Annotated in this window: 18 protein-coding genes, 1 tRNA gene and 1 pseudogene; 13 read left to right on the top strand and 7 right to left on the bottom strand. The window is 73.5% G+C overall.

Annotation, left to right across the window (positions count from 1 at the left end; translation table 11 throughout):
* The first annotated feature begins 17 nt into the window (after positions 1-17).
* The 3 genes from AB0F11_RS06030 to AB0F11_RS06020 all read left to right on the top strand — a co-directional run bounded on the left by AB0F11_RS06030 (position 18) and on the right by AB0F11_RS06020 (position 6,146).
* A complete protein-coding gene (locus AB0F11_RS06030; protein WP_362168881.1) occupies positions 18-2,084 on the top strand; it encodes an MFS transporter in 2,067 nt (688 codons plus the stop codon).
* Between the two features lie 148 nt (positions 2,085-2,232).
* Complete coding sequence (locus tag AB0F11_RS06025) at positions 2,233-2,928, top strand: HAD-IA family hydrolase (RefSeq protein WP_362168879.1); 696 nt, start codon at positions 2,233-2,235, stop codon at positions 2,926-2,928.
* A gap of 1,202 nt (positions 2,929-4,130) precedes the next feature.
* Positions 4,131-6,146 carry a bifunctional metallophosphatase/5'-nucleotidase gene (locus AB0F11_RS06020; protein ID WP_362168877.1) on the top strand — a complete coding sequence of 672 codons (2,016 nt, stop codon included), beginning with the start codon at positions 4,131-4,133 and terminating at the stop codon, positions 6,144-6,146.
* A gap of 87 nt (positions 6,147-6,233) precedes the next feature.
* Here AB0F11_RS06020 and AB0F11_RS06015 read toward each other — a convergent pair whose 3' ends face one another.
* Complete coding sequence (locus AB0F11_RS06015) at positions 6,234-6,827, bottom strand: TMEM165/GDT1 family protein (RefSeq protein WP_361904970.1); 594 nt, start codon at positions 6,825-6,827, stop codon at positions 6,234-6,236.
* A gap of 600 nt (positions 6,828-7,427) precedes the next feature.
* Between AB0F11_RS06015 and AB0F11_RS06010 the strand changes: the two genes are divergently transcribed.
* The 4 genes from AB0F11_RS06010 (at position 7,428) to AB0F11_RS05995 (ending at position 11,347) form a co-directional block, all read left to right on the top strand.
* Positions 7,428-8,072: an HNH endonuclease family protein gene (locus AB0F11_RS06010; protein WP_362168919.1), complete on the top strand. Its 645-nt coding sequence runs from the start codon at positions 7,428-7,430 to the stop codon at positions 8,070-8,072.
* Between the two features lie 150 nt (positions 8,073-8,222).
* On the top strand, positions 8,223-9,896 hold the full coding sequence (locus tag AB0F11_RS06005; protein ID WP_362168875.1) for an alkaline phosphatase D family protein: 1,674 nt from the start codon (positions 8,223-8,225) through the stop codon (positions 9,894-9,896).
* Between the two features lie 167 nt (positions 9,897-10,063).
* On the top strand, positions 10,064-10,684 hold the full coding sequence (locus tag AB0F11_RS06000; RefSeq protein WP_362168873.1) for a VTT domain-containing protein: 621 nt from the start codon (positions 10,064-10,066) through the stop codon (positions 10,682-10,684).
* A 156-nt stretch (positions 10,685-10,840) separates the two neighbouring features.
* A complete protein-coding gene (locus AB0F11_RS05995) occupies positions 10,841-11,347 on the top strand; it encodes a hypothetical protein (protein ID WP_362168871.1) in 507 nt (168 codons plus the stop codon).
* Between the two features lie 24 nt (positions 11,348-11,371).
* Here the strand turns inward: AB0F11_RS05995 and AB0F11_RS05990 are convergent, their stop codons facing one another.
* From AB0F11_RS05990 to AB0F11_RS05975, 4 genes are all read right to left on the bottom strand, one after another.
* Complete coding sequence (locus AB0F11_RS05990; RefSeq protein ID WP_362168869.1) at positions 11,372-11,596, bottom strand: DUF2277 domain-containing protein; 225 nt, start codon at positions 11,594-11,596, stop codon at positions 11,372-11,374.
* A 15-nt stretch (positions 11,597-11,611) separates the two neighbouring features.
* A complete protein-coding gene (locus tag AB0F11_RS05985; RefSeq protein WP_362168867.1) occupies positions 11,612-12,226 on the bottom strand; it encodes a hypothetical protein in 615 nt (204 codons plus the stop codon).
* A 476-nt stretch (positions 12,227-12,702) separates the two neighbouring features.
* Complete coding sequence (locus tag AB0F11_RS05980; RefSeq protein WP_362168865.1) at positions 12,703-12,924, bottom strand: hypothetical protein; 222 nt, start codon at positions 12,922-12,924, stop codon at positions 12,703-12,705.
* Between the two features lie 239 nt (positions 12,925-13,163).
* Positions 13,164-13,604 (bottom strand): NUDIX domain-containing protein, encoded by a 441-nt coding sequence (locus tag AB0F11_RS05975; protein WP_362168863.1) that lies wholly within the window; start codon positions 13,602-13,604, stop codon positions 13,164-13,166.
* Positions 13,605-13,734: 130 nt separating this feature from the next.
* Between AB0F11_RS05975 and AB0F11_RS05970 the strand changes: the two genes are divergently transcribed.
* On the top strand, positions 13,735-14,250 hold the full coding sequence (locus AB0F11_RS05970; RefSeq protein WP_362168861.1) for a hypothetical protein: 516 nt from the start codon (positions 13,735-13,737) through the stop codon (positions 14,248-14,250).
* A 40-nt stretch (positions 14,251-14,290) separates the two neighbouring features.
* Positions 14,291-14,784 (top strand): annotated as a pseudogene (locus AB0F11_RS05965) (tyrosine-type recombinase/integrase); the annotation flags it as partial.
* A gap of 63 nt (positions 14,785-14,847) precedes the next feature.
* Here AB0F11_RS05965 and AB0F11_RS05960 read toward each other — a convergent pair.
* Positions 14,848-14,922: transfer RNA gene (locus AB0F11_RS05960), tRNA-Val, on the bottom strand.
* Positions 14,923-15,007: 85 nt separating this feature from the next.
* Here AB0F11_RS05960 and AB0F11_RS05955 point away from each other — a divergent pair.
* Complete coding sequence (locus AB0F11_RS05955; protein WP_362168859.1) at positions 15,008-16,279, top strand: hypothetical protein; 1,272 nt, start codon at positions 15,008-15,010, stop codon at positions 16,277-16,279.
* A gap of 304 nt (positions 16,280-16,583) precedes the next feature.
* The gene (locus AB0F11_RS05950) at positions 16,584-17,108 is read left to right on the top strand and encodes a DUF4383 domain-containing protein (protein ID WP_362168917.1); all 525 of its coding nucleotides are present in this window, start codon (positions 16,584-16,586) and stop codon (positions 17,106-17,108) included.
* Between the two features lie 5 nt (positions 17,109-17,113).
* Here the strand turns inward: AB0F11_RS05950 and AB0F11_RS05945 are convergent, their stop codons facing one another.
* Positions 17,114-18,184, bottom strand: coding sequence for a DUF5937 family protein (locus AB0F11_RS05945; protein WP_362168857.1), 1,071 nt, complete (start codon positions 18,182-18,184; stop codon positions 17,114-17,116).
* A 95-nt stretch (positions 18,185-18,279) separates the two neighbouring features.
* Here AB0F11_RS05945 and AB0F11_RS05940 point away from each other — a divergent pair, with 95 nt between their 5' ends.
* Entirely contained in the window at positions 18,280-19,212 is a 933-nt protein-coding gene (locus AB0F11_RS05940) for an aldo/keto reductase (protein ID WP_362168855.1), read from the top strand.
* Between the two features lie 94 nt (positions 19,213-19,306).
* The gene (locus tag AB0F11_RS05935; protein ID WP_361905002.1) at positions 19,307-19,510 is read left to right on the top strand and encodes a zinc ribbon domain-containing protein; all 204 of its coding nucleotides are present in this window, start codon (positions 19,307-19,309) and stop codon (positions 19,508-19,510) included.
* The last annotated feature ends 3 nt before the right edge of the window (positions 19,511-19,513 follow it).

Genomic DNA, 19,513 nt, shown 5'->3' with positions numbered 1-19,513 from the left:
GGCCCGAGGAGGATCGGATGGCTCAGGAAGTGACCAAGGGCGGCGCCGGACCCGTTTCCGGCCGGGGAACGGCCGGGCCCGCCTCCGAACGCGCCTCCCGCGAGGTGCTCGTCTCCATCGGCGCGCTGCTGCTCGGCCTGCTGCTCGCCGCCCTCGACCAGACCATCGTCTCCACGGCCCTGCCGACGATCGTCAGCGACCTCGGCGGGATGGAACACCTGTCCTGGGTCGTGACCGCGTACATGCTCGCCTCCACGGCCGCGACGCCCCTGTGGGGCAAGCTCGGCGACCAGTACGGACGGAAGAAGCTGTTCCAGGCCGCCATCGTGATCTTCCTGGTCGGTTCGGCGCTGTGCGGACTCGCGCAGGACATGCCCCAGCTGATCGGGTACCGCGCCCTCCAGGGCCTGGGCGGCGGCGGGCTGATCGTGCTGTCCATGGCGATCGTCGGCGACATCGTCCCGCCCCGAGAACGCGGCAGGTACCAGGGCCTCTTCGGCGCCGTCTTCGGCGCGAGCAGCGTCCTGGGCCCGCTGCTCGGCGGGCTGTTCGTCGACCACCTTTCCTGGCGCTGGGTCTTCTACATCAACCTGCCCATCGGCGTCATCGCGCTCGCCGTCATCGCGGCCGCCCTGCACATCCCGGTGCGCGGCGCGAAGCACACCATCGACTACCTGGGCACGGCCCTGATCGCCACCGTGGCCACCTGCCTCGTCCTCATCGCCTCCCTCGGCGGGACCTGGGGCTGGGGCTCGACCCGGATCATCGGGCTGGCGGTCCTGGGCGCCGGGCTGCTGGCCGCCTTCCTCTTCGTCGAGCAGCGGGCCGTCGAGCCCGTCCTGCCGCCGGCGCTCTTCCGCATCCGCACCTTCGCCCTCTGCTCGGTGATCAGCTTCATCATCGGCTTCGCGATGTTCGGCGCGATGGTCTACCTCCCGACCTTCCTCCAGGTCGTCCAGGGCGTCTCGCCGACCATGTCCGGCGTCCACATGCTGCCGATGGTGCTCGGCATGCTGATCTCCTCCACCGCCTCGGGCCAGATCGTCAGCCGTACCGGCCGGTGGAAGGTCTTCCCGATCGCCGGCACCGCGGTGACCGCCGTGGGGCTGCTCCTGCTGCACCAGTTGCACCGCACCACCGGCGCCTGGCCGACGAGCGTGTACTTCTTCGTCTTCGGCCTGGGCCTCGGCCTGGTCATGCAGGTGCTGGTCCTCGCCGTGCAGAACGCCGTCAGCTACGCCGACCTCGGGGTCGCGACCTCCGGCGCCACCTTCTTCCGTTCCATCGGCGCCTCTTTCGGCGTCGCCATCTTCGGCACGGTCTTCACCAACCGCCTCGACGACAAGCTCACCGCGACCTTCGCCGGCCTTCCGCTGCCCGCGGGCACGGCCGCGCAGGTGGAGTCCGACCCGCGGGCCATCGCCCTGCTCCCGGCCCAACTGCAGCCGCGCGTGCTCGACGCGTACTCCACGTCGATCACCGACGTCTTCCTCTATGCCGTCCCCGTCGTGCTCCTGGCCTTCGCCATCGCCTGGTTCCTCAAGGAGGACAAGCTGCGCGCGTCGGTGACCGCGCCGGACGTCAGCGAGACCCTCGCCTCCAACCCCGTCCACCGCTCCTCGCGCGAGGAGGTCGCCCGCGCGCTGTCGGTGCTGGGCACCCGTGAGGGGCGCCACCACGTCTACGAGAAGATCACCGCGAGGGCCGGCTACGACCTCCTGCCCGCCGCCAGCTGGCTGCTGCTGCGGATCAACAAGTACGGCTCGGCCGAGCCGGCGCAGCTCGCGGAGCGGACCACGGTGCCGCTGAAGGTGATCACCGACGCCGCCCGCCAGCTTGAGGAGCACCGGCTCGCCGTCCGGGACGGGCTGATGCTGCTCCCGACGGTCAAGGGGCGCGAGTACGCAGTGCGGCTGGCGCAGGCCCGCGAGGAGTCGCTGGCCGAGCTACTCGGCGACTGGTGGAGCCCGGACCGGCCGCGGGACCTGGTCGAGCTGGTCCGCGAACTCAACGCCGAGCTGTGCGGATCGGACGCCGAGGAACCCCACTCGACGGAGCCGCGGCGCGACCACGCCGCGCGCTGACCCGCGGAGCCGGAGGGAGACGAGCAGGGCGGGTGGCGTAGACCGCCGAGGTTTTGTATCGTGGAGGAACAAAGTGGTTCCGTCCGCACTCCCTGACCGGTGGACGGAACCACTTGTTCTCTTTGCCCGCCGTCTCTGGAGCCCACCGATGCCGGCCAGCACCACCACCGCCCCCGCCGCCCCCGTCGTCCTGACCGCCAAGGCCCTGCTCCTGGACATGGACGGCACCCTGGTCGACTCGGACGCGGTGGTCGAGCGCTGTTGGCGCGCGTGGGCGGTGTCCCACGGCCTGGATCCGGAGGAGGCCCTCAAGGTGGCCCACGGCCGCCAGGGCCACGCCACGATGGCGGCGCTCCTGCCGGACCGGCCGCTGGAGCTCAACCACGCCGAGAACGCCGAGATGCTGGCCCGCGAGACCGCCGACACCGAGGGCGTGGTCCCGGTCGGCGGGGCCGCGGAGTTCATGGCGGCGCTCCGCGGGCTGCCGCACGCCCTGGTCACCTCCGCCGACGCGACCCTGGCCGCGGTCCGGATGGCCGCCGCCGGTCTCCCGATGCCCGCGGTGCGGGTCACGGCCGAGTGCGTACGGGCGAGCAAGCCCGATCCCGAGGGATTCCTGCAGGGCGCCGCCGCGCTGGGCGTGGACCCGGCCGACTGCATCGTGTTCGAGGACTCCGGCGCCGGCATCGCCGCGGGCCGTGCGGCGGGCATGCGGGTCATCGGCATAGGCCCCCGGGCCGCGGCCCACACCCCGACGGCCCACGTCCCCGACCTCACCGCAGTCAACCTGACGCCAACCCCGGACGGCACCCTCCACCTGATCCTCACCCCACCCTCCACCTGACCGCACGAGGCCCACGCGAGCCGAAGCAGGCACGCCGCCGGCACCCCGGACCCGGCTGACCTGCCCCCCAGCCAATCCGCTCCGCCACGGGCGGCAAACAACGAGCGCGCGGCCGGCGAAACACCGGCGCAACCCGATCCGCCGCGGTCGCGATCGGCCGCCGGCGTCCGACGGCCCCGCGACCCGCCCGCGGGCCGCAGCCCGCATGGCTCCCGCTCCGAACGCCGGCACAAGCCGATCCGCCACACGCCGCAGGCAGCGGAACGCCACGGCGCGCGCCGCGCCCAGAGGGCGCGTCCAGCGGCGGCAGGCAGCAGCCGCCGGCGCCAGACGGCCAGACCAACCGCCCGCGGGCCACAGCCCGCGCGGCTCCCCGGGCCGGCTTCGCGCAGCGTTGACCCCCCGGCAGGACGACCCACCCGGGCGGCGGAACGCCGGCACGAGGCCGATCCGCCACACGCCGCAGGCAGCGGAACGCCACGGCGCACGCGCAGCGCCACAGGGCGCGTTCGGCGGCGCCAGGCGGCCGCCGGCGCCAGACGGCCGGACCAACCGCCCGCAGGCCACAGCCCGCGCGGCTCCCCGGCCCGGCTTCGGGCAGCGTTGACCCCCCGGCAGGACGACCCACCCGGCGGCGGAACGCCGGCACGAGGCCGATCCGCCACAGGCCGCAGGCAGCGGGAACGTCGCGACGCGCGCGCCGCGCCCGGCGGCTGGGCGAACAGGCGCGGCCCGCATTGCTCCCCGGTCCAGCTCGCCCGGCGGTAATCCGTCGGCGGGGCGGCCGAGGCCGCAATGCACCCGCCGCCCTGCAAGGCGGGGTCCGGGGCGGGGTTCCGGGAAACGGTGAAAGGGCGGGGCGGGGAGAGGCCCCGCGCAGCGGCCCGCCCAGCCACCGGGCGGCGAGGCGTGCCCGGACGGGCCGGAGCACGTCGGTGCTCCCGCGGCACGGCGGGGGACACCGCCCGCGGGGCGGCGAGGCAGTGCGGCGGTGCGGCGGGCCCGGACGGGCCGGAGTACACCGGCGCTCCCGCGGCACGGCGGGGGCCCCGCCCGCGGGACGGAGTCCCTCGGCGCGCCCGCGGCGGCGGGCACACCGCCTCCGCGGGGTCGGGGGGCCGGGCCGGGAGCCGGATCACCCGAGCGGGCGGTTTGGGGGCCCGGGCCCGCCCAAGGGCCCCGCCGGTCAGCAGGATGCACGTGTGACCAAGCAGGCAACGACCGTTGCGCACCGGCACAGTTCGCCGGATCCGGGCCGACGCACCTTCCTCACCTCACTCGGCGGCCTGGCCGCGTCCTACGCCCTCGGCACCCCCGCCCTCGCGGCGGACGCCGCCCGGGACGCCGCCTCCGCCGACGAGTACGTGGACGTCCAACTCCTCAGCATCACCGACCTGCACGGCTTCCTCCAGGCCGCTCCCGGCACCAACTCCGTGATCACGGGCAGCGGCGGCCGCCGCTACACCGTCGGCGGGGTGGCCTACCTCGGCACCCACCTGGAGCGGCTGCGCACCGGCCGGCGCAACTCGCTCTTCTTCACACCCGGCGACGCCTTCTCCGGCTGGGAGTTCGACGCCGCCGCCTTCGCCGACGAACCGACCATCGAGGCCCTCAACCGCCTGGGCCTGGACTTCGCGACCGCCGGCAACCACGAGTTCGACAAGTCCCCGGCCATGCTGCGCAAGCACATGGAGCAGGGCGTCCCGTTCCCCGTCGAGGGGCAGGACTCCTCCTTCACCGACTCCTCCGGCAGCCGTTTCCACGGCGCCGACTTCCGCTACTACAGCGCCAACACCGTCTGGTCCGGCGGCGACCGCCCGACGGTCCTGCCCCCGTACAACATCGAGTACGTCAGCACGGCGGACGGACAGCGGAAGCTGCCGATCGGCTTCATCCACCTCACCGCCGTCGGCACCGAGCTGATGCCCGGCTCCTTCCAGCCCGGCCTGGCCACCCTGGACGCGGTCGCCACCGCCGACGCCTGCGCGGCGCGCCTGAAGGAGCTCGGGGTCAACGCGATCGTGCTCAGCCTGCACGACGGCGCGGTGGCGGGCACCGACTTCAACAGCGGAAGCAACCCCTCCGGACCGGCCTACGACCTCGCGCTGCGGGTCTCCCCCGCCATCGACGCGATCGTCACGGGCCACTGGCACCACCGGTTCAACCTCATGCTCCCCGACCCGGCCGGGATCCCGCGCCCCCTCGTCGGCGCCGGCTGCTACGGGCAGGTCGTCAACGAGATCAGCCTCCGCCTCGACCCGCAGACCGGGCGGGTCGTGCGGGAGCTGACCGTGTCGGTCAACCACCCCAACACCCGGGACGTCGCCCCACACCCCGCATTGAAGGAGGTCGTGGACTACTGGGCCGGGCAGGCGGTCCAGCGCGACCGCACCCGCATCGGCCGGCAGACCGGCTCCTTCCTGCGGACCCGGACGGCGGCCGGCGAGTCCACGATGGGCGATCTCGTCGCCGACTGGGCGCTGTGGGCGGGGCGCCGGCCGGACGATCCCGACAACGACGCCAACGTCCACCCGAACGTGCCGGCCCAGCTGGCCCTGGTGGCGCTGGCGCCCACGGCGGGGCAGGTGGTCATCGCGGGCGATCTCGTACGCGATGCCGCTTCGGACGGAGCCGTCACCTTCGGCGCCGCATGGCGGGCGGTCGGCTTCGGCGACCCGGTGGTCACGGCCTGGGTGACCGGGCGGCAGATCCACGACGTCCTGGAGCAGCAGTGGACGACGGGCCCGGACGGCGGGCTGCGGTTCGCACCCCTCGCGGTGTCGGGGAACGTGCGCTACCGCTTCGATGCGGCCGGGGCGGTCGGGGACCGGGTGGATCCGGCAGAGGTGCTGATCGACGGCAAGCCGCTCGACCTCGGGGCCCGGTACCGGCTGGCGGCCCTGTCGTACACCTTCCTCGGCTACGACGGGTACCCGGCGCTGGCGGGCTTCCGGGAGCCGTACCGCCACCAGCGGGACTTCGAGAGCTTCGTGGCGTACGTACGGGAACGGCAGGTGCTGGCGCCGCAGCCCACGGACCGGGTCACGGTACGGGGAGCCCGGCTGGCCGGGGGCGATGTGGCGGCCGAGGTGGGTGTGGTGGAGGAGCCGCAGGTGATGCTGCTGCCGGACGGCACTCCGGTGCCGCGGGCCGAGGCGGCGATCCTGGCGGCGGCCCGGCCCCCGTCGGCGCGGGCGGACGGCCGGCCGCCCTGCTGAGGGCGGCGGCGCCCCCGCGGGGGCCGCCACTCACCTCAGCCGCCACTCCCCTCAGCCGCCCCTTCCACCTCAGCCGTCTGAGCCGCCTCAGCCCGAGATCGCCTCGTACAGCGAGAAGGCTGCGAGGGCCGCCATCACCCCGGCCGCGACCTTGGTGATCAGGCGCAGCGGCACGTACTTCATCAGGGTGCGCCCGCCGAGGATGCCGATGCCCGCCACGGCCCAGAGGGCGAGGACGGCACCGACGCCGACCGAGAGGGGGTTGTCGTAGCGGGCGGCGAGGTTGGCGGTCATGATCTGGGTCAGGTCGCCGAACTCGGCGACCAGGATCAGCATGAAGCCGGCTGCCGAGACCTTCCAGAAGGACTGGTCGGCGGGTGCTTTGACCTCGTCCTCCTCGTCGCCCTTCTTCAGCAGGAGCATGACCGCGCCGAGCAGGAAGAGGACGCCGACGACGGCCTGCACGAGCCGGTGCGGGAGCAGGGTGAGCACGCTGCCCGCTGCGATGGCGAGCGCGACGTGCACGGCGAAGGCGGCGGCGACGCCGGCGAAGACGTACGAGGCCCGGTAGCGGGTGCCGAGCATCAGGCCGGCCAGCGCCGTCTTGTCGGGGAGCTCGGCGAGGAAGACGACGCCGAAGGCGATGGCCGTGACGGCGATGCTGAAGTTCGTGCTGAACACGGTGCGGGACCTCAATCGGTGGGCAGGACGTCGCCGCTACCGAGGGACCTGGGGTGTGTCAGGGGTCGCTTCGGCACGACAGCGACCTGACTGCGTACACGCGCCCGCGTCGGATGGACGGGTGCACGTGGACCTGGACAGAACACTGTGGCCGAAGGTCTCGCTGGCCGGCCGCGGCGTGCGGCCTGCCTCCGGGCGCCGGCTGGGAGACCCAGCAGTATGTCGACGGTCCGGCGAAGAGCTACTCCCCTTCTGCTCCCGCCAGGATACGTGACGCCTCCCAGGGGCCGGAACAGGACTTTGGCCCCTCGTACGCGACCCGGCCGGGGCCGGGGAGCAGCACGGAGCCGGCCGCCGGAGCCCGGGAGCGGTCGGCCACCCCTCGGGCGCCGACTCCGCACCCCCCACGGAACCCCAACTTCCATTTAGCCAAGGGAAGTTACGGCACCCGAACGTGACGTGCTCATGTCGCAAGCCTGTAACCTTGCGCCCGCCGCCACGCAATCCGGCGCCGCCACCCTGGCCGCGCCCCCCTTTCCGGGGCTCCACGGCCACACCCCCCGCATTCCAGGGAGCACCCTCATGGCCCTTTCGGCCCGCATACCCTCCGTCTACGCGCGTCGAATTGGCGTGCTCGCGTCATCCGCCGCGCTCGCCGCCCTCACCTCCCTCGTCAACGCCCCCACCGCCCAGGCCGCCCCTCCCACCCCCATCAGCGCCTCGGCCGCCCGCGCCTACCTCGCGACGGTCACCCCCCGGGGGGAGGGCACCCTCACCGGCTACAGCCGCAGCCTCTTCCCGCACTGGACCACCGTCTCGGGCACCTGCAACACCCGCGAGACCGTCCTGAAGCGCGACGGCGTCAACGTCGTCACCGACTCCTCCTGCGCCTCGGTCAGCGGCAGCTGGTACTCGGAGTACGACGGCGCCACCTGGACCAATGCGGCCGACCTCGACATCGACCACGTCGTGCCGCTGGCCGAGGCCTGGCGCTCGGGGGCCAACTCCTGGACCACCTCCAAGCGCCAGCAGTTCGCCAACGACCTCACCCGCCCGCAGCTCATCGCGGTCACCGACAACGTCAACCAGGCCAAGGGCGACCTCGACCCGGGCAAGTGGCTGCCGCCGCGCACCGCCTACCGCTGCACCTACGCCCGGATGTGGGTCGAGGTGAAGCAGTACTGGGGTCTGAGCATGGACTCCGGCGAGAAGACGGCCCTGGTCAACGTGCTGAACGGCTGCTGAGGCCGGCCTACCGGACCCCGTCGGGGCCGTTCCCGGCGGGCGGTGACCGTACGGCCGCCGGATTCCGCTTATTTCCCCCGCGAGGGGGAGGCCCGGCTCCCCCTCGCCGTCGTACCGTGATCGAAGGTGCTACGGAGGAGGGGGAGTTCCATGGCCGTGCTGCGCCTGGGGCCGCTGCTGCGCCACGTCGACTGGGACAGGGGGGACGCGGCCACGATATGGGTCGAGGCCGACCGCCCGTGCACGGCCGAGGTGCGCTGTGCCGACGGGGCCGGGGGCAGTGTGCGCACGTTCCAGATCGCCGGGCACCACTACGCGGTGATACCGGTGACCGGCCTGGCCCCGGGGACCAGCACGGCGTACGAGGTGCTGCTCGACGGGATGCGCGTCTGGCCCCTGCCGGGCAGCGCCTTCCCGCCGAGCACGATCACCATGCCCGCCGTCGCCGCGCCCGGCCGGGCGGCCCCGGAGCTGAGGATCACGTTCGGGTCCTGCCGGCAGGCCGCGCCGCCCGCCGACCGGCGCGGACCCCACGGGCCGGACGCCCTCGACACCCTCGCGGCGCGCCTGGCAGCCGACCCGGACGAGCGGCGGCCCGACGTCCTGCTGCTCCTGGGCGACCAGGTGTACGCGGACCAGCTGTCGCGGGAGACCCGGCAGTGGCTGGCGGCCCGGCGCGACCTGCGCGACGCCCCGGGCGCAGAGGTGGCGGACTACGAGGAGTACACCCGGCTGTACTACGAATCCTGGCTCGACCCGGAGATCCGCTGGCTGCTGTCGACCGTGCCCAGCCTCCAGATGTTCGACGACCACGACGTCGTGGACGACTGGAACACCAGCGCGGCCTGGCTGGCGGAGATGCGGGCCACGGCGTGGTGGCAGGAGCGGGTGCTCAGCGGGCTGATGTCGTACTGGGTGTACCAGCACCTGGGCAACCTCTCCCCGGCCGAGCTCGCGGCCGACGCCCTGTACCAGGCCGTACGGAAATCCCCTGACGGCACGGACGCACTGCGGGCCTTCGCCGCCGCCGCGGACGCCGACCCCGGCTCGGCACGCTGGAGCTACCGCCGCGACTTCGGCCGCTCCCGGCTGCTGATGGTGGACACGCGGGCGGCGCGGGTGCTCGCCGAGGACGGCCGGGCCATGCTCGCCCCGGCCGAGCAGCAGTGGCTCCGGGACAACGCACTGGCGGGCCGCGGAGATTGTGACCACCTGCTGATCGGCTCCTCGCTGCCCTGGCTGATGCCGCCGCTGATCCACGACGCGGAAGTATGGAACGCTGCGCTGTGCCGCGGCGAGCGGGGGCCTCGCTGGGCGCGGATCGGGGAGGACCTGCGGCGGCGCAGCGACCTGGAGCACTGGGCCGCGTTCCCGGCCTCGTTCGCGGCGCTCAGCGATCTGATCGAGGAGGTGGCGACGGGTCCGCGAGCCCCGGCGACGGTGTGCGTCCTGTCCGGGGACGTGCACCACGCGTATGTGGCCGAGCCCCGAATACCCGGCACCGCGCGGGTGTTCCAGCTGACGTGCTCGCCCGTGCACAACTCGGTCCACACCCTGGTGAAGTGGGGATTCCGGCTGGGCTGGTCCCGGGTGGGACGGTGGCTGGGGCGCGGACTGTCCCGGCACGGGCGGACAGGCCGGCCGCCGCTGGGCTGGCGGCGTACGGGCGGCCCCTGGTTCGGCAACCAGCTGATGACGCTGGCCCTCTCGGGCCGCTCGGCCCGGCTCCGCCTGGACCAGGCCCGCCGGGGCCGCGGCAGGGGCCCGGGCCGGCGGGGCCGCCTGGTGACGGTGCTGAACCGACAGCTGACGGCGCAGGACTGACGCGGACCGGAATCCGGCCGGACACACGGCGGACCGGGGCCGCCCCGGGCGTTCGACGCACGAGTGCCGGGCGTACGCTGTATGGCTGTCAAGCCGCCCCTGCCGCTCCCCCGCGACGTCGCGGCGCTTCACGCCGAGGCACGTCCACCGGACCGGGGAGTCCCGTTTTGCTTGAGACGCTGGGGGCGTTGACCACGAGCCCGTGGATCTACGCCGTGGTGGCGCTGTCCATCGTGCTCGACGTGTTCCTGCCCGTGCTGCCCAGCGGCGTCCTGGTGATCACTGCGGCGGCGGCAGCAGCGGCCGCCCGGGCGGCGGGGCCGGTGCCGGGCCCCGAGCAGGTGCCGGACATCCTGGCGCTGCTGGTGATCGCCGCCACCTCCTCGGTGCTGGGCGACATGGCCGCCTTTCGGCTCGCCCGGCGCGGCGGGGCACGGCTCGACCGTGCCATCTCCCGCTCGCGCCGGCTGACGCTGGCCCACGAGCGGCTGGGCACCGCCTTGGCCCGGGGCGGCGGTGCACTGGTCGTGATCGCCCGCTTCGCTCCGGCGGGCCGTTCGGTGGTGTCGCTGGGCGCGGGCAAGACGCACCGCAAGGTGATGGAGTTCCTGCCCTGGTCGGCCCTGGCGGGCATGGCATGGGCGGGCTACAGCGTGTCGCTCGGCTACTTCGGCACCCAGTGGCTGGGCGCGGCCTGGCTCGGGACCGCGGTCTCGGTGATCGCCCTGTTCGCCGCGGGCGCGCTGGCCGCGTTCGTCATCCGCCGCCCGGCCCCGGCAGCGGCGTAGGCATCCCCCGGGCGGAGCAGCGCCTCACCCGTTTCACCGGCCCCGATCGCCGCTTGCACCCCGTACTCCTAGCGTCCTGAACACGGCGCGCAACCGCATCCGCGTCACACCCGTGGCCTGGTCGCGTCGTTACGAGGAGCCCGAGGAGTCCACTCCATGCCCGCCACGCCGCCGAACCGCCCCCTGCTGAGCCTCGCGGCCGCGGCCCTCGCCGCCGTCGCCGCCACCGCCGCCCCCGCCACCGCCACCGCCGCCGGCGGTGCCACAGGGCTCTCGGCCGCGGTCTCCCCGAACTCCGTCGCCCCGGGCGGTCGCATCGGCCTCACGCTCGGAGGCTGCGGATCACGTACGGGCACCGCCTCGTCGAGCGCGTTCGGCAACGTCCGCCTGGGCTCGTCCAACTCGACGTCCACCCTCTCGGGCAGCACCACGGTCTTCACCAACGCGAGCGCCGGCACGTACGCGGTGACCTTCGAGTGCGGGGGCCCCGGCGGCGACCGCGTCACCGCGCCCCTGCAGATCACCACGGGTGCGGCCCGCGGCGGAACGGGCGGCAGCATCGACACGGTGAGCCGGGGCGAGATCGCCATCGGCGGCGCCCTGACCGTCGGCGCCCTGGCCACCGGCATCTGGCTCCTGCGCCGCCGAACGCGCACCACCTGACCTGGCGGGAACCAGCCCCAGGGCCTATCCGGCGGCCGGAACCCCCCTCACCTGCAGTCCGCCCAGCAAATCGGCCGTTGCCCGGGCCACGGCCTCGACCGCCTCCTCGAACACCTCCTGATTGTGCGCTGCGGGCGCCCGGAACCCGGACACCTTCCGTACGTACTGCAGCGCGGCGGCCCGGATCTCCTCCTCGGTGGCCTTCTCGGGGATGGCGGGCGGACGCAGCGTCTTAATGGATCGGCACATACCCCCACTATCCCGCTACCGCGGCAGTTCGGACCCGGACAGCTTCATGATCAGGCCCGCCTGGAGCCGCGCCCGCAGCTCGGGATCGGCGACCTCGTCGAGCAGCGCCACCGCCTGCTCCAGCGCCGCAGCCGCCCGCCTGTCCTCCCGCAGCGCAACGGTCTGCGCGGCCATGTGCCGCAGCGCGACATCCGCCCGCCGGTGGAACAGCTGCCCGACCACCGTGACCACCACCCCCACGGAACTGGTCACCACACCCACGTACACATCCCCGGCGCTCTCGGCCTTCCACACCCCGAGCGCCACCCCGGCCAGCACCACCGCGGCCCCCACCCCGGCGAACAGCTGACTCACGGTAAAACTGCTCCGCGCCTGCGCCAACCCGTAGGCGTAGTACTCCACCAGCAGAGCGGTGAACCCGTCGTCCCCCGCCCCCTCTCCACCCCCACCCCGACTCACATCGGCATACTTCGACCCCGCCCCGTCCCCCGCGGGCTGCCGAACCTGAGCGAGCAACCGCTCCCTCTCAACCTCCCGCTGCCGCTCAAACCGAGCCCCCACCCCCCTCCCCCACACCACTAACCCCACAACCCCCACCAGCACCGCCCCCACAACCCCCCACACACCCATCCGAAAACCCTCCCACGCCCAACCCCCCGGCAAAAGAAGGCGGTCAGACCACGCCCTCGCGCGCGGCTCAGGGGGCCCGCCGATGCGCCTTGATGGCGTTGCAGATTGCCGGCGCGTCCCTGCTTGCGTTGAGCGCCGCTCTGCTCGTCAGGCACTTCGCCGTTGCGCGCAAGCGTCGAGCCCATGGCCACTTCCCGAAGGCGACGCCGGTGGCGCCATACGTGCTTGGCGGCATCGGCATGTGCCTGCTGGTTCCCACTTCGGCAGCGCTCTTCACGGGGCGGGAGCCAGGGATTTTCCAAACCTGGGCGATAAAGGTCGAACCCGCCGTCGAAGTCAGATGCAGATGCCGAAGGCCCCCCGCCATGATCGGCGGGGGGCCTTCGCACTGGTGGGCGCGGACGGTTTCGAACCGCCGACATCTGCTTTGTATTTCGAATCGGGGCGCTGTTGCCGCGCGGTCTGAGACAACGGCCCTACAGCTTGATCATCCTGGCGTACGGGCTCAAGATCCGCTCTCGCGCCGAGCCGAAATCGACGAGCGTCGCGATTCCGTCCTCGACGCCGATCACTCGGCCGAGTCCGTACACGTCGTGCGTAACCTGGTCACCCACCGCGAAGTGCTTGGGGGGTGGCGCGATCGGGGCTTTGAAGGGGCTGCTGGGCAGATGGCGCTTCGGTGCGGCTGGCTTTGTCATTGAGCCCAGTATGCGCCCGCCGGGCTCCGACCGGACCGCCGTGCGCATCACCGTTCGGACCCGATCCCCGCGCCTTCCGGATCGGCGACGGGGAAGGGCCGGAGAGGATCCGAACCGCCGACACCCGCCCTGCAAGCTCGCCCCCGGCCGAAGTGGGAAGTCTGGGGACGTGAGGGGCCTGCACCCGGAGGGCTTGGATGGTTGCCGTCGTCCGCGGACGTTGCCGTCAAGCGCTGCCGTCAGGCCGCAAGCAGTCGAACCCCGTCGTACGACCGGACGTGCGGCACCGTGCCGTCCAAGGCGTCCGCGACGCGTACGGCGAAGACTTCCCTCATGGACTGCTCCACCTCGTCAGGGGTGAGCCAGCGGACCGCTGTCGATTCGTCGGACAGCTGCTCGGCCCCTCCAACAGGTCGGCATCGGAAGACCAAGGCGATCACGCCGAGCGTGAGGTTCTTGTAGACCCCAGTGAGCCGTTCCACCTCGACAGCGATCCCGGTCTCCTCGGCGACCTCCCGCAGTACGCCCTCCTCAGGCCGCTCATCCCGTTCGAGGATGCCGCCCGGCGGCTCCCACGCCCCGTTGTCGGCGCGCTGGATTACGAGCACGCGCCCGTCTTCCCGGACGACGATTCCGGCGACCGAGACGGAGTGCAGCGCCGCCCTGAAGCCGTGGGGCATCAAGACCGGGCAGGTCTGGGGCCAGACCAACGACGGCGAGGGCAAGAACCGCCGCGGCATCGACCGCGCCGACCTGGTCGCCGCCATCGCCCGCCGCGACGCCGACCGCGCCGCCTGAACGGGACCGCCCGTGTTCGAGATCCGGATCATCTGCGACCCCGCCGACACCGACCGCATCACCACCGCACTCGGCCAGACCTTCACCACCGGAACCACCCGCCAGTACCCCACCCGCGACAGCGACCGCAGCCGCCTGTACATCACCGCCGACCACACGGCCGACACCGGCGGCTGGCCGACCGCGGAGGAGGCGTACGCCAGGGCCCCGTCCGTCATCAGCGAGATCGGCTGGGCCGCCCGTCACGTCCGCGACGGCCTCACGTCCGCCAACCTCGCCGATGCCCGTGTCTTCTGGCTCCGCAAGGCTGCCGTGCTGGACCGCATCGCCCTGGACGACGCCCGCCACGGCGCCGATGGCGACGCCCTGGTCGCCGCCATCGAAGCCGCCCACCGGCTCCGCCTCTTCGACGCCAAGGCCCCCGACATCTACGGCGACGGCCCGCACAACGCCGACAGCGACGACGCGTTCATGAACCCCCGCGGCTACGTCCGCCAGGAATACACCCACTGGATCAGCACTCAGTAGCAACACCCGTGACCGGCCCGTTCGGCCACGCCACCGGCACGATCTCGACCGCCGGACCCTGACCGTGCGGAACCAGATCCAGCGCGTGCAGAAGGACCTGTACGCGGACTCCACCAAGAACCGGCGGAGCCGGATCATCCCCCTCCCCCGGATGCGCGTCGCGCCCCTGCGCTGGCAGCGCATGCGGCAGGTCGTCGCGTTGCAGGCCGCGGCCAAGGACAAGGAGTGGGAAGAGAGCGACTACATGTTCACCACCCGCACCGGTCGGCCGATCGAGCCGCGCGACATCAGCCGGTCTTTCGAGCGGATCGGCCAGGACGCCGGCCTGCCGCGGATCCGGCTGCACGACGCACGGCACGGGTGCGCCACCCTGCTGTTCGCGGCCGGGGTGGCACCTCGGGTGGTGATGGAGATCCTGGGGCACTCGCAGATCGCCGTCACGATGACATCTACACTCACGTGGCCGACGGCGGCCGCCGCGAGGCCATGGGGCACATGGACCGGCTGCTGCGCCGTCGGCGGCCGAGCGAGTGAGGGACTGCCGTCACTTTGAGCCGTCAAAGGCCCCCAACCATGATCGGTTGGGGGCCTTTTGACTGGTGGGCGCGGACGGTTTCGAACCGCCGACATCTGCTTTGTAAGAGCAGCGCTCTACCCCTGAGCTACGCACCCGTGGATGAGTGGACAGCCTACATGCCAGGCACGGCCCCCACGCAAACCCGTTTCCGTGGGGGAGAATGGGCGGAGCAGGCGGGGCATGGCGGACGCGTACGGGAGAGGGATTGTGACGACGGCATCCCGGCGGTGGTTCGGTGGGCGGGGCGACAGTCGGCGGGCGGATGCGCAGGCGGCCAAGGATGCCGCCGCCGCCGCGTTCTACGAGTTGGACACCGCGCAGCGGGATCTGCGGATCTCGCTGGAGACCATCGCCGCCGCGGACGGCTCGCCGGCGGCCCGGCAGGCGGGCGAGGCGTTCGCCGCGCTGGGGCAGCGGATCGACCAGGCCAGCCACGTGTACATCGAGGCGGTCGACGCGCACGACCTGGACCGGCCCGAGCTGGACGGTGCCGTCGCGGCGCGGGCGCGGGACGAGCTGACGCGGGCGCGCGACGAGCTGGTGCGGGCCAAGGCGGAGCTGGACCGGTTCGCCGAGGGGATCCGGGGCCTGCTGGAGAACGCCGAGACGCAGCTCGCCCGGGTCGTGCCGGCGCGGGAGCGGGCGCGGGCGGCGCTGCTGTCGGCGAGCACGGCGTTGGACGAGGTCCGCGGCAAGGGGATGCGGGCCGACGACATCGCGGCGCGGCTGGCCGCGCTCGGGCCGGAGCTGACCCGGCTGAACCAGGGCGCCGCGCAGCACGGGGTGCAGGAGACCATCCAGCGCGCGGACCGGATCCTGCGCGACGCCGAGGCGATACGGGCCGAGCTCGTACGGCTGCCGGAGCGTGCCGCGGAGATCGACCGACGGCTGGTGAGCCTGCGGACCCGGGCGCAGGCCCTGCGCAATCGGGCGGACCGGGTGGATCCGGTGCTCAGCGAGCTGCGCCGGCGGTTCAGTGCGGAGTGCTGGCAGGACCTGCAGCACGTGCCGGACCAGGCGGTACGGGACGTGGCGCGGGCCGAGGAGCAGCTGCGCGAGGCCGGGCAGGCCCGGGAGGAACAGCGCTGGGCGGACGTGACGGCGCTGGTGGAGGCGGTCCGGGCCGCGCTGGATTCCACCGACGAGGCGGTGTCGGCCGCGCAGGACCGGCTGACGCGGCTGGAGGCGGTGGCGCGGGACCCGCAGGCGGAGGTGCAGCGGACCCGGTTCGCGATCCGGGATGCGCAGCGCCTGGCGATGGAGGGCCGCAGCGTTCCGGATCCGCGGCACGCGGGCCCGCTGGACGCGTCGGTGGCCCGGGTGGACCGGGCGGTGGCCGCGCTCGAGGGACGGCATCCCGACTACTGGCACTTCCTCCGGGAGATGGAGGAGGTCCGGGCGGGAGTGGGCCGGGTGGTGGCGGACATCCGGGGCCGACGCGCCGGAGGGTGAGGGCCCCGATCCCTTCCCCGTCCTCCCTCCGGTTGTTCCCGCGTCGGCATCGGCGGATGCTGGGAGGTCAGGGACCGGAGCAGAGGAGGGCGGTATGGCTGCCCACACTTTCCACAGGCCTCGTGCAGCCCGTGTGCCCGCGACGTCCCCCGCGCCGCCGCATGCCCCGTACGCGCCGCATGCCCCGTACGCGCCGCATGCCGCTTACGGGTGCCACGAGGAACATGAGAACTACGCGCCCTACGTGCCCCACGAGCCGTACCCGACCCACGAGCCGCAGGAGCCCCACCGGCTGCTGCGGCGCATGCTGCATCCCGTCGAGGCCCGGCTCGACGAGCACCTGCCCGCCGACCACAAGCTCAGCAAGGTCTACCGGGTCGGGGCGGGGCTGACCGGGCTGCTGCTCGTCGCCTTCGGGATCCTGGGGCTGATGGACCGGATCGGGTTCTTCGACACCGGCGGCGACCGCGTGCTCACCCTCAACACCAACGGCGCGCTGAGCGTCCTGTCGATCTGCGTCGGGCTGCTGCTGTTCGTCGGGATGGTGATCGGCGGGAACTTCGCCTCGACGCTGAACATCGTGCTCGGACTGGCGTTCATCGTGAGCGGGTTCGTCAATCTCGCCCTGCTGGACACCGGTCTGAACTTCCTGGCCTTCGAGATCCAGAACGTGCTGTTCAGCTTTGTCGTCGGCGTGATGCTGATGTGGTTCGGGATGTACGGGCGGGTCGGCAGCGCGCTGCCGCACGACAATCCGTACTGGCGTGCCCGCCACCCGGAGCAGGCCGCCCTGGAGGACCGCACCCGGGCCAGGATCGTCCGCGGGTAGCCCTGCTACGTGGATGCCGCCGCCGCGAGGACGGCCTCGGCGGCGGCGGTGCGCGCGTACAGGACCGAGCGGCCGGCCCGGTGGGAGCTGACCAGGCCCGCATCGCGCAGCGCGGTCATGCACTGCGAGACCCGGGCCGGGGACAGGCCGGTGCGCCGGGCCAGCTCGGTGGTGGAGGCCGGGGCGTCCAGCCCGGTCAGCAGCAGGGTGCGCGAGCGCCCGAACACCGCGGCGAGCGAGGTGCTCACCGCGGCGCCGGCGGGCCGGGCCTCCCACAGGGAGCCGGTGCCGCGCGCCGGGTAGACCAGCTGCGGCGGGTCCGGCGGCGCGACGCGGGTGGACAGGCCGGGCCCTTTGAAGACCGAGGGGAGCAGCACCAGCCCGGGGCCGGCCGTCTCGCGGTTCAGGGTCCGCTGCCGGCGCACCAGCCGCAGGGCGTCGCCGGTCCAGCTGACACCGGGGTGGAGGTCGCCCAGGAGGTGGGCGGCGCCGTGCTCGGCGGTCTGCCGGGCGCGGTGGAGGACGTCGGCGTCGAGCACGGCCCGGATGCGGGCCCAGTAGGGCGCGACGGCCAGCTCCCAGCAGGCCTCGATCTCCTCCGCGACGCGCGGCAACCGCTCCTCGGGCTGCGCGTACAGCGTCCGCAGACGCGGGCCGAGGCCGGGACCGGGGCCGGGACCGGGCCCGGGGCTGAGGGCGGGGCCGCCGCCCCGGTGGTGTGCCAGGTGGTCGAGGTCCTGGCGGACCCGGTGCGCCGGGGCGGCCCGGACCGCGGCGAGCTCCTGCTCCAGCGCGGGAGCCGGGCCGGCGGGCGCCGGGGTGAGGAAGTCGGGCGCGTAGCCGGCGGCCGGGATCAGCTCGGCGAGCCATCCCCGGTCCAGCCCGGCGGCCGCCAGGCGCGGCCGCACCTGCTCGATCCACGGCCGGTGCTGCCCGCCGCCGACCCCGTGCCCCCCATGCTTCAGCAGCCGGAAGGCCGCCATGACCTGCCACATCGGCGAGACGGCGAAGCGCATCCGCGCCAGATCGCCCGCCGAGAACGTCAGCACCGCCTGCTGCCCGCCCGTCCCGCCCATGCCGCTCTCCCCCGCCGCCGCCCCGCGACCCTCGCCGCATTCAGTCATGGCTGAATCAATGGCGGTCACCCTATCCCCGCGGTGATCATTCCGGCATGACCCAAGAGATGATCACAGCAGCGGCTGCGGGCACCTGGACCCTCGGCGACCTGCGCGTCAACCGGATCGGCTTCGGCGCGATGCGCCTGCCGCAGGACGGCACGGCCTTCGATCCGGATGCGGCGCCCGGCGACCGCGACCGGGCGGTCTCCGTGCTGCGCCGCGCCGTGGAGCTCGGCGTGAACCACATCGACACCGCCGCCTTCTACTTCTCGCGGCTGCGCTCCGCGAACGAGCTGATCAACCGCGCGCTCGCGCCCTACCCCGACGACCTCGTCATCGCCACCAAGGTCGGCCCGGGCCGGGACGCGTCCGGCGCATGGATGCCGCACGCCACCCCCGGGCAGCTGCGCGGCCAGGTCGAGGAGAACCTGCGCCAGCTCGGCCGCGACCACCTCGACCTCGTGAACCTGCGCATCGTCGGCACCGACTCCGTCGCCGAGCGGTTCGGCGCGCTGGCGGAGCTGCGCGAGGCCGGGCTCATTCGCCACCTCGGGCTGTCGAACGTCGGTCCCCACCAGCTCGCCGAGGCGCAGGCCATCGCCCCCGTGGTCTGCGTGCAGAACCCGTACGGCCTCGGGGTGCGGGCGGAGCAGCAGGAGTTCGTCCGCAGCTGCGGCGAGCAGGGCGTGGCGTTCGTCCCCTTCTATTCGATCGCCGGTGCGGGGCGCGAGGCGGGCGTGAACGGCCAGGCGGGCACCGCGGCCGGAGCGGGGGCCGACGCCGCGGTCCTCGCCGTCGCCCGGGCGCACGGGGCCAGCCCCGCGCAGGTCCGGCTGGCGTGGACGCTGCACCTCGGGGAGCACGTCCTGGCCATCCCCGGCACCGGCAACCCGGACCACCTGGCCGCCAACGTGGCCGCCGGCGCGCTGCGGCTGTCCGAGGACGAGATGCGGCTGCTGGACACCGCGCACCGCAGCGCAGCCTGAGCCGGAGCGCAGCCTGAGCCGGAGCGCCGGCCCGCCCTGCCCGCCACAGGGGCAGGGCACTGGCGCGCCGGCGCGGGCTCGGTAGCCTTGGGGCATGCCTCGTTACGAATTCCGCTGCCGGACCTGCGAAGACACCTTCGAGGTCAGCCGCCCCATGGCCGAGTCGTCCGCGCCCGCCGACTGCCCCGCCGGACACTCCGACACCGTCAAGCTGCTGTCGGCCGTCGCCGTCGGCGGGACCAGCAGCGCCCCCGCCCCGTCGGGCGGCGGCTGCTGCGGCGGCGGAGGCTGCTGCTGAACC

Origin of the sequence: Streptomyces sp. NPDC032472 (assembly GCF_040636955.1) — a bacterium.
In the GTDB taxonomy this organism is placed as follows: domain Bacteria; phylum Actinomycetota; class Actinomycetes; order Streptomycetales; family Streptomycetaceae; genus Streptomyces.
The sequence above is the reverse complement of the archived record's forward strand: the minus strand, read 5'-3'. Positions and strand labels throughout refer to the sequence as shown.